Genomic DNA, 12,215 nt, shown 5'->3' with positions numbered 1-12,215 from the left:
GAGACCACCATGGCCGCTCAAGACATACAGCCCCTTTACATCAATGGTCGCCCGGTCGCTGCCACTTCCGGCGAGACGTTTAGCATTACCAACCCTTTTGATGGCAGCTTGCTGGCTACAGTTGGCCAAGCGAGCCAGGCCGACGTCGACAGCGCGGTGGATGCCGCCCGGCATGGCCAGCGCAAATGGGCCGGCATGACCGGCATGGAGCGCGCACGTATTCTGCTACGTGCCGTCGCCCTGCTACGCGAACGCAACGACGAGCTAGCTGAGCTGGAAACCCGCAACACCGGCAAGCCGATTAGCGAAACCGCAAGCGTGGATATCGTCACCGGCGCAGACGCGTTGGAGTACTACGCGGGCTTAGCGCCGGCCATTGAAGGCAGCCAAATTCCCTTGCGTGAAAGCTCATTCGTTTACACGCGCCGCGAGCCGCTGGGCGTGATTGGCGCTATCGGCGCGTGGAACTACCCCATTCAAATCGCCTGCTGGAAAGCCGCCCCGGCCCTGGCCGCGGGTAACGCGATTGTTTTCAAGCCCAGCGAAGTCACGCCGCTCACCACCATGAAGCTTGCCGAAATCTTCACCGAAGCGGGTCTCCCCGACGGCGTGTTCAACGTGGTACAGGGCGATGGCCGCGTTGGCGCAATGCTCACCGGGCATAAAGGCATCGACAAAGTGTCATTCACTGGTGAAGCCGGCACCGGTAAGAAGGTCATGTCGGCGGCGGCGGAATCGACGCTTAAAGACGTCACCATGGAGCTTGGCGGCAAATCACCGCTGATCGTGTTTGCCGACGCCGATCTGGATCGGGCTGCTGATGCCGCCATGATGGCCAACTTCTATTCCAGCGGCCAAATTTGCACCAACGGCACCCGGGTATTTGTTGAGCGCAGCGTCAAAGATGCCTTTGAAGCCAAGCTGGTCGAGCGTGTTAAGCGCATTAACGACGGCGACCCGATGGATCCGAACGTTAATTTCGGCCCATTGGTCAGCTTTGAGCACCAGGAAAAAGTACTTTCCTACATAGCGCTGGGCAAAGAGCAAGGCGCGCGCGTACTGGTAGGCGGCGACGACTGGAGCACTGGTAAGCGAGCCAACGGCGCATGGGCTGCACCTACTGTATTTTCCGACTGCACCGACGACATGCGCATTGTGCGCGAGGAAATTTTTGGCCCGGTCATGTCGCTGCTGGCGTTTGACGACGAAGACGAAGTGATTCGTCGCGCCAATGACACCCCCTATGGCCTGGCCGCCGGCGTCTTCAGCGAAAGCCTGAACCGCGCGCACCGTGTGATTCATCAGTTGGAAGCGGGCATCTGCTGGGTCAATACCTGGGGCGAGTCACCTTCCGAAATGCCTGTAGGCGGTTACAAAGAGTCGGGGATTGGGCGCGAAAACGGTGTTGAGACCCTCAATCACTATACCCAGACCAAATCCGTGCAGATCGAGATGGGGCCATTTGAGTCAGTGTTTTAACTCTAAGCACTAAGCTCTGCCGGTAGGCATAACGCGAAGACGCTCCGCTTTTTTGCCTACCGGCTCACCTCCTCTATTAAGCCAGATTTCTTAAGGAGACTCGATGTCTCAACCACGCGAATTTGATTACATCATTATTGGCGCGGGCTCAGCGGGTAACGTGCTAGCCACGCGCCTAACCGAAGACAGCAACGTTAGCGTACTGCTGCTGGAAGCCGGTGGCCCCGATTATCGCTTTGATTTTCGCACCCAGATGCCCGCTGCCCTGGCCTTCCCACTACAAGGCAAGCGCTATAACTGGGCGTTTGAAACCGACCCCGAGCCCTACATGGATGGCCGCCGCATGGAGTGCGGCCGCGGTAAGGGCCTTGGCGGCTCATCGCTGATCAACGGCATGTGCTACATCCGCGGTAACGCGCTGGATTACGACAACTGGGCCAGCCAGCCCGGCCTTGAAGACTGGGATTACTTAAGCTGCCTGCCCTACTTCAAGAAAAGCGAAACCCGCGATATCGGCTCGAACGACTATCACGGCGGTGAAGGCCCGGTGAGCGTGACCACGCCCAAAGCGGATAACAACCCGCTTTACCGCACCTTCATTGAAGCTGGCAAGCAGGCGGGCTACCCGGAAACCGAGGACGTCAACGGCTACCAGCAAGAGGGCTTTGGCCCCATGGACCGCTTTGTGACGCCCAACGGTCGTCGCGCGTCTACTGCGCGTGGCTACTTGGATACCGCAAAGCAGCGCGATAACCTGACCATCGAAACCCACGCGGTGACCGATGTGATCGAGTTTGACGGCAAGCGCGCCGTTGGCGTTCGCTATGAGCGTAAAGGCCAGCCGCAACAGGCCCGTGCGCGTCGCGAAGTGCTGCTTTGCGGTGGCGCCATTGCCTCGCCGCAGATTCTGCAGCGCTCGGGCATCGGCAACCCCGAGCTGCTCAATTCGCTGGATATTCCCGTCGTTCACGAACTGCCCGGCGTGGGTGAAAACCTACAAGACCACCTGGAAATGTATATCCAGTACGAGTGCAAAGAGCCGATTTCGCTCTACCCAGCGCTCAAGTGGTACAACCAGCCGAAAATTGGCGCCGAATGGCTGTTCAAAGGCACCGGCGTGGGTGCTAGCAACCAGTTTGAATCCTGTGGCTTTATTCGCAGCCGCGATGAAGAAGCGTGGCCAAACCTGCAGTACCACTTCCTGCCCATCGCCATCAGCTACAACGGCAAGAGTGCGGTGCAGGCCCACGGCTTCCAGGCCCACGTTGGTTCTATGCGTTCAGAAAGCCGCGGGCGTATCCAGCTAACCTCGAAAGACCCTCACGCTGCCCCCAGCATTTTGTTTAACTACATGTCCAAAGACAAAGATTGGGAAGAGTTCCGCGACGCCATTCGCCTAACGCGTGAGATCATCGCCCAGCCAGCGTTTGAGCCATACCGTGGTCGCGAGATCGCGCCCGGCCCAGACGTACAATCGGATGCCGAACTCGACGCCTTCGTCAAACAGCACGCCGAAACCGCTTACCACCCCTGCGGTAGTTGCCGAATGGGCGATGATGCGATGTCGGTCACCGACGGCCAAGGACGTGTACATGGCGTAGAAGGGCTGCGCGTGGTGGATGCCTCGCTATTCCCGGTCATTCCTACCGGCAACCTCAACGCGCCGACTATTATGTTGGCCGAAAAAATTGCCGACCGGGTTCGAGAGCGCCAACCGCTACCCCGCGCCAATGTCGATTACTTCGTTGCCAAAGGTACGCCTGCGAAGCAGCATTGAACCAAGCCTTTCAGACTTAACTCTAAAACGTCGCGGCCCATCCCGCGGCGTTTTTTTATGTCGGCAAAAGGTACTTAAACGCTTGCACTGGTGGGCGCCGGTCTGCCAATATTCAAACATCTGTTTAAATACGTGTGCGAACCACACGATTCTCGTCACAACCCATGGAGAGTCTCTATGCTCACCCTATTACTGATTGTGCTGGCGGTTGTTGGCCTGCTCGTGGTGATGCGCCGCGAAGCAGGCGCAACAGCTGCCCTGGCGGTACTTGGCGTGCTAGGCCTGGTTGGCCTGCTAACTGATGCCGCCGTTATTGGCGTACTCTTCCTGTTGGGCGCTGGCGCAGTAGCCGTGGCCGGCCTCCCTGCACTGCGCAGCAAGTGGCTGACGCCCCGCCTGTTTGCCATGTTCAAGAAGGTGGCGCCTAAGGTTTCCGACACCGAGCGTACCGCTCTGGAAGCGGGCACTGTCTCGTGGGATGGTGAACTATTTTCCGGCAACCCCCAATGGAACAAGCTGCTCAACTTCAAAGACGATGGCCTGCGCGAAGACGAGCAAGCCTTCCTCGACAACCAGTGTGCGAAAGCCGCCGGCATGTGTAACGCCTGGGATATCGCCATTGAGCGCGCGGACCTGCCCCAGCAGCTATGGGATTATCTGAAAAAAGAAGGCTTCTTCGGCATGATCATTCCGAAGGAGTACGGCGGCTTGGGCTTCACTGCCAAAGCCCAGTCCATGGTGCTGCAAAAGCTCTCTGCCAACGAAACGCTGATGGTCACCGTCGGCGTTCCCAACTCGCTGGGCCCAGGTGAGCTGCTGCTCAAATACGGTACTCAGGAACAGAAAGACCACTACCTGCCGCGCTTGTCCGACGGCCGTGAAATTCCCTGCTTTGGTCTGACGGGCCCGCGTGCCGGTTCAGACGCCACCTCGCTGCCGGACACTGGTGTGGTATGCAAGCAAATGGTCGACGGCAAAGAAGTCCTCGGCTTGCGCCTCAACTTTGAAAAGCGTTGGATTACCCTGGCGCCGATCGCCACCGTTGTTGGCCTTGCGTTTCGTCTATTTGACCCCGACAACCTGCTCGGCGACGAAGAAGACCGCGGTATTACCCTGGCGCTGATTCCCCGTGATACCGACGGCATGGAAATCGGCCGCCGTCACCACCCCATCGGCAGCCCGTTTATGAACGGCCCGATCAAGGGCAAGGACGTCTTTGTACCGCTGGATACCATTATCGGTGGGCCGGACATGATCGGCCAGGGTTGGCGCATGCTGGTTGAGTGTCTGTCGATCGGCCGCTGTATCACCCTGCCCTCCGGCGCCACCGGCACCGCGCGTTACGCGTTGGGTTGGAGCGGTGGCTTTACCCGCGTGCGTCGCCAGTTCAACGTCCCCGTCGCCGAAATGGAAGGCGTGCAGGAACCCTTAGCGCGCATGGCATCGCTGGGTTACATCGCACAGGCCACGGTCTATCAAACCGCCAACCTGATCGACCACGGCGAGAAGCCTGCGGTTCCCTCGGCGATCCTGAAAAGCCAGCTGACCGAATTCCAGCGTGACATTCTGGCCGATGCGATGGACGTACACGGCGGCAAGGCGGTAACGCTTGGCCCGCGCAACTACCTGGGTATCGGCTACAGCGCCAACCCGGTGGCAATCACCGTGGAAGGCGCTAACATCATGACCCGCAACCTGATGATCTTTGGTCAGGGGGCGATCCGCTGCCACCCCTACGTGCTCGAAGAGCTGGCCGCTAAAGACGCCAACGATATCAAGGCGTTCGACAAGGCGTTCTTCAGCCACGCCGGCCTGATCTTTGGCAACGCGGCACGCGCCTTTACGCTGGGTTTCGGCATCGGCAAACCCAATGTGCCGTTCGACGGCCCGGCGACGGCCTACGCCCAAGACATCGCGCGTCTTTCGGCAGGCTTTGGCCTGTGCGCCGATGCCGCCATGGCAAGCCTGGGCTCGGCCCTGAAGAAGCGCGAAATGCTCTCCGCTCGCCTCGGCGATGTGCTCTCCAATCTGTACCTCGCTTCCATGGTGCTCAAGCAGTGGCAAGCCGGTGACAAAGTGGAAGGTGAAGAGGCTCTGCTGCATTACAGCTGCCGCTTCCTGCTTCAGCGCGCCGAACAGGCCTTTGTCGAGATTTTCGATAACCTGCCCAACCGGGCGCTGGGCAAAACGCTGAAAGTGATCGTTATGCCGACCGGTCGCCGCTGGGATAAGCCCCACGATGACTTCGCCCGGGATATCGCCACGCGAGTGTCCACCCACAGCGCATTGCGTAGCAAACTGCTGCAGAACACCTGGGACGCCGACGACGGCGAGCAGCGCAATCCCCTGGCTCGCTACAATGCCCTGCTGGTGGATTACGACCGCGCTGAAGCGCTCTACCGTACGGTGAACAAAGCCTATGCCAAGGGTAAACTGCCGCAGACTGCTCTACACCCCGAAGCGCGGGTAGAAGCCGCCCTGGAAATTCAGCTGATTAGCGAAGAAGACGCGCAGTTTATGCGTGAATTTGAAGCGGAAGTGCTGGAAATGCTCACCGTCGATGATTTTGCCTACGACACCTTTGCCACCGACAAGTCGACGCTGATTGACCACAATGCGAAGACCGAGGCTCAGACCAATACCGAGGCTTCTGAGACGGCAAACAGCGTTAAATAACCTCGTAAACGTATCGACCTACAACCGGCCCTGAGAGGCCGGTTTTTTTGGCCCTATACTTTCGTTTAATTTTCGCTTTTTCATGCAACAATGCCGTTATCACAGACAACAAAGGCATTGCAGGTTCGGAATCGATCAACTAGGATTTCGTAAACGAAAGCTAGATACTCTCCAATAACAACGACGCTAGCGAGATTCGCATGTCATTACATTTGCAAAATATCGCCCATACTGTGAGCGGTGTTCCCTATATTAGCGACGTTGATTTAGCACTCGAACCAGGCTCTTTCAATGTGCTGTTGGGTAGAACACTTGCGGGCAAAACCACCTTGATGCGCTTGATGGCCGGATTAGAACCGCCTACCAAAGGGCGGATTCTTATGGACGGCAAAGACGTCACCGGGGTATCGGTTCGTCACCGCAACGTTTCCATGGTGTACCAGCAATTTATTAACTATCCCAGCTTAACGGTCTTCGACAACATCGCCTCCCCCCTCAAGTTGGCTAAACATCCGCAACGCGAGATCGAAAAGCGGGTCGGTGAAATAGCCGAAATGCTGCATATCGAACATTTGCTTGCGCGCTATCCTCAAGAGCTTTCCGGCGGCCAACAGCAGCGCACCGCGATGGGCCGTGCCTTGGTGAAGGACGCTGACGTCATTTTGTTCGATGAGCCGCTGGTCAATCTGGATTATAAACTCCGTGAAGAGCTACGCGACGAGCTGCGGGATTTGTTTAAAGTGCGTAACTGTATTGCCGTTTATGCCACCACCGAGCCTAACGAAGCCCTGGCGCTGGGAGGTAACACGGCCATTCTTCACGAAGGTAGGTTGTTGCAATATGGCCCCACCGATCAAATCTACCGGGAACCGAACGGCATCTTAAGCGCCGAGATGTTTTCCGAGCCGCCGATCAATATCGTGCCGGGGCGTCTTACCGACAACGACATTACGTTCGATAACGATACCCACTTCGCCTGCGACGATGCTCTCCGACAGCTTCCCCCCGGAGACTACCGCTTTGGCGTTCGTGCCTCGCATCTAAGCCTAACGCCGCAAGCCGCCGATGATCTCGAATTGCAGGTGACCGTCGATGTTGCCGAAATCAGCGGCTCAGAAACATTTTTGCACGTCCGCCATCCGCACTTTCCGCTTGTATTGCACCTCGCAGGCATCCACGAATTGCGCGTAGATCAGCCCATTAATATTTATTTCCCCACCCACAAACTGTTCGTATTCGATCAGCAGGGCGGCACCGTGCACACCCCACTGCTCCAAAAGGAGGGCGTCGCGCATGGCTGAAATCGTACTTAAATCACTCGCGCACACGTACAGCACTAATCCTCAATCGGCTGAGGATTACGCTATACGCCACATGGAGCATGTGTGGGATCAAGGTGGCGCTTACGCCTTATTGGGGCCGTCAGGGTGCGGCAAGTCTACCCTTTTGAATATCATTTCAGGATTGCTGGCGCCCACCGAAGGCGACGTGTTATTCGATGGTCACCGAGTCAACGAATTGCCGCCGGAAGAGCGCAATATCGCCCAGGTGTTCCAGTTCCCGGTGATCTACGACACCATGACTGTGTTCGATAACCTCGCCTTCCCACTACGCAACATGAACACCCCCGAGTACCGGGTTAAGCCCAAGGTACTTGAGGTTGCCGACATTCTCGAGTTGACGCCGCTATTGTCGCGCAAAGCCAAAAACCTGACCGCCGACGAAAAGCAGAAGGTCTCGATGGGGCGGGGATTGGTTCGCGACGACGTCACCGCGATTTTGTTTGACGAACCGCTCACGGTGATCGACCCACAACTGAAATGGAAATTGCGCCGCAAGCTAAAGGAAATCCACGAGCGCTTTAACATCACCATGATCTATGTCACCCATGATCAGTTAGAAGCGTCGACCTTCGCCGATAAAATCGCCGTGATGTACGAAGGCCAGGTGGTTCAGTTCGGCACCCCGCGGGAGCTATTCGAGACACCCGCCCACACCTTCGTTGGCTATTTCATCGGTAGCCCCGGTATGAACTTTTTCGAGCTTCACTACGACCACAATACCGCCTACTTCGGCGAACACCCGTTACCGCTAAACAACGCCTATTTAGCGGCACTCCGCCAGGCCGAGAGCCGTAACGTTAAGCTCGGCATTCGCCCGGAATTTGTCGAGGTTTCCACAACCGACGAACCCGGCACGGTCGCCGTGCAAAATAAGCACCTACAGGATCTCGGCACCTATGCGATTCTCACTTTCTCGCTCAATCAACAAACCTTTAAAGCCAGGCTTCCGGAAGATCATCCCCCATTAGGAGAGACCGTTTACATCCGTTTTCCGGACGACAAACTGAGCTTGTACGTCGATGAGTACCGAGTCGAGGTAGACCATGAATAAAGTATATAACAACCGCGCCTGGCTACTTGTGTTGCCAATGCTCATTCTGGTGTCGTTTTCGGCGATTGTGCCGTTGATGACCGTGGTTAACTATTCGGTTCAGGACGTGCTCGGCCCCAATGCGAGCTTTTTTACCGGCACTGAATGGTTTAAAACCATGCTTAACGACCCTGAGCTACAGGCGGCGTTTCTTCGTCAGATACTGTTCTCTTTCACCATCCTGGCGATTCAAATTCCGCTGGGCATTGGTATCGCGCTGATTATGCCCAAAAGTGGCTGGCAGGCGTCGGCCGTACTCATCCTGATCACCCTGCCCTTGCTGATTCCCTGGAACGTGGTCGGCAGCATCTGGCAAATCTTTACCCGGGGCGATATCGGCCTGATGGGCTGGGGGCTACGCCAGATGGGTGTGGACTACAACATCACCCGTGATGGTACCGACGCCTGGCTAACCATCATATTGATGGACGTATGGCACTGGACACCGCTCGTCGCCATGCTTTGCTACAGCGGCTTACGCTCTATACCCGACGCCTATTACCAGGCCGCGCGCATCGATCGCGCCTCTAAATGGGCGGTGTTTCGCTACATTCAACTCCCGAAGCTAACCAATGTGCTGGTTATTGCCGTGCTGCTGCGCTTTATGCACTCGTTCATGATCTACGCCGAGCCCTTCGTACTGACCGGTGGCGGGCCGGGCAGCTCAACCACCTTTTTAAGCCAGTCACTGACCACTATGGCCGTGGGTCAGCAAGACTTGGGCCCTTCCGCTGCCTTTTCGCTTATCTACTTCCTGGTCATTCTGCTGGTGAGTTGGGTGTTCTACACCACCATCATGAATATGCAGAAAGACAAGAATTCCCAGGGAGGCGCGTGACATGAGCTATCAACTGGAAAACACCCAACAGGGTGAAAAATACAACACCATTTTTAGCCGCACCACACCAGCAAAACGCCGCAAGCGCAACGCGCGAAGCCGGCTGCGTTCGCGGGTACTGCTGGGGATCTATTTGCTGTTGATGATCCTACCGATCTACTGGCTGCTGAACATGTCGCTGCAGACCAACAGCGAGATACTGGGCTCCATGACCATGTGGCCGGAGAACCTCACCTTTGACAACTATATCGGTATCTTTACCGACTCAAGCTGGTACATGGGTTACGTCAACTCGATCGCCTATGTACTGATGAACATGCTGATCACCATTTGCGTGGCGCTTCCCGCCGCCTATGCCTTCAGCCGCTACAGCTTCATTGGCGACAAGCACCTGTTCTTCTGGCTGCTAACCAACCTGATGGCACCACCGGCGGTGTTCTTGCTGCCCTACTTTCAGCTGTATTACTCGGTGGGGCTGTTCGACACACACATTGCCGTGGCACTGGCGCATTGCCTATTCAATATCCCGCTGGCCATCTGGATTCTCGAAGGTTTCATGAGCAGCGTCCCCAAAGAGATCGACGAAACGGCCTACATCGACGGTTACAGCTTTCCCAAATTCTTCGTCAAAATCTTTATTCCGATGATTCGCTCCGGCATTGGCGTCACGCTGTTTTTCCTGTTCATGTTCTCGTGGGTTGAGTTGCTCCTCGCGCGCACACTGACCGCTACCGAGGCTCAGCCTATCGGCATGATCATGACGCGCACGTCCACCGCATCGGGAATCGACTGGGGGACACTTGCCGCGGCCGGCGTGCTAACCATTTTGCCCGGCATTCTGGTGGTCTACTTCGTTCGCAACCATATCGCCAAGGGCTTTGCCCTGGGTCGTACCTAAGGAGGTGATGTATGTCTTGGATGGTATGGACGATGCCCACAGCGATTTTCTTTTCCGCCATTGCGGCCATGCTGGCCGGTATGACGGTATGGGAGATTGTCTCGCCCACTATAGAACGTAAGGGCTTTCTGCCTATCTCGACCACACGTGGCGATCGGCTGTTTGTTGGCCTTCTGTCAGCCGCGTTTATTCATCTTGGCGTGATTGGCTACACCTCATTATCAATTTGGTTAGCACTGGCAGCTTCGCTGGTATGGCTGTTGGTGCTGATGCGCTGGGGATGATCGGCGCAATAACCAAAAGCAGTCTCATGGACGGTTCCAACATTAGGGAAGATCACAACACAACGAGGTCAATATGCGACATAACAATTTCAAACTCACTACCCTCGCCGCCAGCTTACTGCTGGCATCCGGCACGCTTGCCGCCGACGACCACGATGCGCGCGCCGTTGCCGAGCGTCTGGTCGACGAGCATTTCCAAAACTCGACCCTAAGCCGCGAGGAGCAAATCGAAGAGCTGATGTGGTTTGCCAAAGCGGCTGAGCCATTTCGCGATATGGATATTCAAACCGTCGCCGAAGGCTTAACCACTCATGTCTACGAAAGCGAAGTTCTCGCCGAAGCGTTCAGCGAACTCACCGGCATCAACATTACGCACAACATCATCGGTGAAGGCGATGTTGTCGATACCATGCAAAACCAGATGCAGTCGGGGAACAGCATTTACGATGGCTTCGTCAACGATACCGACGCCATCGGTACCCACATCCGCTACGGCACCACCATCAACCTGTCTGAGGCAATGGAAAACGAGTGGGCTGACTACACCTTGCCGACCCTCGACCTGGACGACTTTATCGGCTTGCAGTATGGCACCGGTCCGGATGGCAGCATTTACCAGCTGCCTACTCAGCAGTTTGCCAACCTGTATTGGTTCCGCTACGACTGGTTCCAGCGCGAAGACCTACAGGAGCAGTTCCGGGAAATTTACGGCTATGACCTAGGCGTACCCACTAACTGGACCGCCTACGAAGACATTGCCGAATTCTTTACCGAACATGTCGGTGAGCTCGACGGTAAAGAAATCTACGGCCACATGGATTATGGCCGTCGAGACCCCTCGTTAGGCTGGCGTTTCCATGACTCCTGGCTATCCATGGCCGGCATGGGTAGCCCCGGTGTGCCGTCTGGTAACCCGGTGGATGACTGGGGTATCCGCGTCAACGAAGATAGCCAGCCAGTTGGCGCAAGCGTCAGCCGCGGCGGCGCAACCAACTCACCTGCCTCAGTATTTGCCATGCAAAAAGCCGTGGACTGGCTACGCGACTTTGCCCCGCCTGAAGCGCAAGGCATGACCTTTGGCGAAGCCGGCCCAGTGCCTGCCCAAGGCCACATCGCCCAGCAGATTTTCTGGTACACCGCGTTCACTGCCGATATGACTGACCCCGACGTCGCCGTGACCGATGACGAAGGCAATCCGCTGTGGCGCATGGCGCCCTCGCCCACCGGCCCGTATTGGGAAGAAGGCATGAAAGTCGGCTACCAAGACGTGGGGGCCTGGACGTTCTTCGACTCCACACCTGAAGACCGCCGCACCGCCGCCTGGCTGTTTGCTCAGTTCACCGTGTCCAAGACCGCTTCGCTTGAAAAGCTGATGCACGGTCTGACGCCGATCCGCGAATCGGACATCTTCTCAGACCAGATGACCGAGATGGCACCCAAACTGGGCGGCCTGGTCGAATTCTACCGCAGCCCCAACGAGTCTAACTGGACGCCGACGGGTACCAACGTGCCGGACTATCCGCGTATGGCACCGCTGTGGTGGCAAAACCTGGCACCGGTCATGAGCGGTGAAGCAACAGCGCAGGAAGGACTGGATAAGCTCGCTGCCGACATGGATAGCACCATGCACCGTTTGGCCCGCGCCAATGTCTTCGACAGCTACGCCCCCGTACTGAATGAAGAGCGCGACCCGCAATACTGGCTAGACCAGGACGGCGCACCGAAAGCCAAGCTGGATAACGAGATGCCGCAAGGTACCACGGTACCTTACGACGAAATGATGGAGGAATGGATGTCGGCCGGTACGCGCTAATACCGGTTGGGTGGGCC

The 12,215-nt window shown here is 56.8% G+C and carries 9 protein-coding genes; all 9 read left to right on the top strand.

All coding sequences use genetic code 11. The features are described 5' to 3' along the window. Positions 1 to 9 precede the first annotated feature (9 nt). On the top strand, positions 10 to 1,479 hold the full coding sequence (gene betB, locus BLR97_RS02370) for a betaine-aldehyde dehydrogenase (RefSeq protein ID WP_089702101.1): 1,470 nt from the start codon (positions 10 to 12) through the stop codon (positions 1,477 to 1,479). A gap of 103 nt (positions 1,480 to 1,582) precedes the next feature. Further along, positions 1,583 to 3,256 carry a choline dehydrogenase gene (gene betA, locus BLR97_RS02365; protein WP_089702098.1) on the top strand — a complete coding sequence of 558 codons (1,674 nt, stop codon included), beginning with the start codon at positions 1,583 to 1,585 and terminating at the stop codon, positions 3,254 to 3,256. A 177-nt stretch (positions 3,257 to 3,433) separates the two neighbouring features. Next, positions 3,434 to 5,932, top strand: a complete 2,499-nt coding sequence (locus BLR97_RS02360) for an acyl-CoA dehydrogenase (protein WP_089702096.1) — start codon at positions 3,434 to 3,436, stop codon at positions 5,930 to 5,932. 200 nt (positions 5,933 to 6,132) lie between these two features. Then, positions 6,133 to 7,233, top strand: coding sequence for an ABC transporter ATP-binding protein (locus tag BLR97_RS02355; RefSeq protein WP_089702093.1), 1,101 nt, complete (start codon positions 6,133 to 6,135; stop codon positions 7,231 to 7,233). Then, positions 7,226 to 8,326 (top strand): ABC transporter ATP-binding protein, encoded by a 1,101-nt coding sequence (locus tag BLR97_RS02350; protein WP_089702090.1) that lies wholly within the window; start codon positions 7,226 to 7,228, stop codon positions 8,324 to 8,326. The genes BLR97_RS02355 and BLR97_RS02350 overlap by 8 nt, the downstream gene beginning before the upstream one ends. Then, positions 8,319 to 9,203: a carbohydrate ABC transporter permease gene (locus tag BLR97_RS02345; RefSeq protein ID WP_089702088.1), complete on the top strand. Its 885-nt coding sequence runs from the start codon at positions 8,319 to 8,321 to the stop codon at positions 9,201 to 9,203. The genes BLR97_RS02350 and BLR97_RS02345 overlap by 8 nt, the downstream gene beginning before the upstream one ends. Before the next feature lies 1 nt (position 9,204). Continuing rightward, entirely contained in the window at positions 9,205 to 10,101 is an 897-nt protein-coding gene (locus tag BLR97_RS02340) for a carbohydrate ABC transporter permease (protein WP_089702086.1), read from the top strand. An 11-nt stretch (positions 10,102 to 10,112) separates the two neighbouring features. Then, the gene (locus BLR97_RS02335; RefSeq protein WP_089702083.1) at positions 10,113 to 10,385 is read left to right on the top strand and encodes a DUF2160 domain-containing protein; all 273 of its coding nucleotides are present in this window, start codon (positions 10,113 to 10,115) and stop codon (positions 10,383 to 10,385) included. A gap of 73 nt (positions 10,386 to 10,458) precedes the next feature. Further along, complete coding sequence (locus tag BLR97_RS02330) at positions 10,459 to 12,198, top strand: ABC transporter substrate-binding protein (RefSeq protein WP_089702082.1); 1,740 nt, start codon at positions 10,459 to 10,461, stop codon at positions 12,196 to 12,198. The last annotated feature ends 17 nt before the right edge of the window (positions 12,199 to 12,215 follow it).

Origin of the sequence: Vreelandella arcis (assembly GCF_900103865.1) — a bacterium.
Taxonomy (GTDB): domain Bacteria; phylum Pseudomonadota; class Gammaproteobacteria; order Pseudomonadales; family Halomonadaceae; genus Vreelandella; species Vreelandella arcis.
The sequence above is the reverse complement of the archived record's forward strand: the minus strand, read 5'-3'. Positions and strand labels throughout refer to the sequence as shown.

Coding starts and splice junctions, on each gene's coding strand:
- BLR97_RS02360 (WP_089702096.1), top strand. CDS start 3,434: ATGCTCACCCTATTACTGATTGTGCTGGCGGTTGTTGGCCTGCTCGTG.
- BLR97_RS02335 (WP_089702083.1), top strand. CDS start 10,113: ATGTCTTGGATGGTATGGACGATGCCCACAGCGATTTTCTTTTCCGCC.
- betA (WP_089702098.1), top strand. CDS start 1,583: ATGTCTCAACCACGCGAATTTGATTACATCATTATTGGCGCGGGCTCA.
- BLR97_RS02345 (WP_089702088.1), top strand. CDS start 8,319: ATGAATAAAGTATATAACAACCGCGCCTGGCTACTTGTGTTGCCAATG.
- betB (WP_089702101.1), top strand. CDS start 10: ATGGCCGCTCAAGACATACAGCCCCTTTACATCAATGGTCGCCCGGTC.
- BLR97_RS02350 (WP_089702090.1), top strand. CDS start 7,226: ATGGCTGAAATCGTACTTAAATCACTCGCGCACACGTACAGCACTAAT.
- BLR97_RS02355 (WP_089702093.1), top strand. CDS start 6,133: ATGTCATTACATTTGCAAAATATCGCCCATACTGTGAGCGGTGTTCCC.
- BLR97_RS02330 (WP_089702082.1), top strand. CDS start 10,459: ATGCGACATAACAATTTCAAACTCACTACCCTCGCCGCCAGCTTACTG.
- BLR97_RS02340 (WP_089702086.1), top strand. CDS start 9,205: ATGAGCTATCAACTGGAAAACACCCAACAGGGTGAAAAATACAACACC.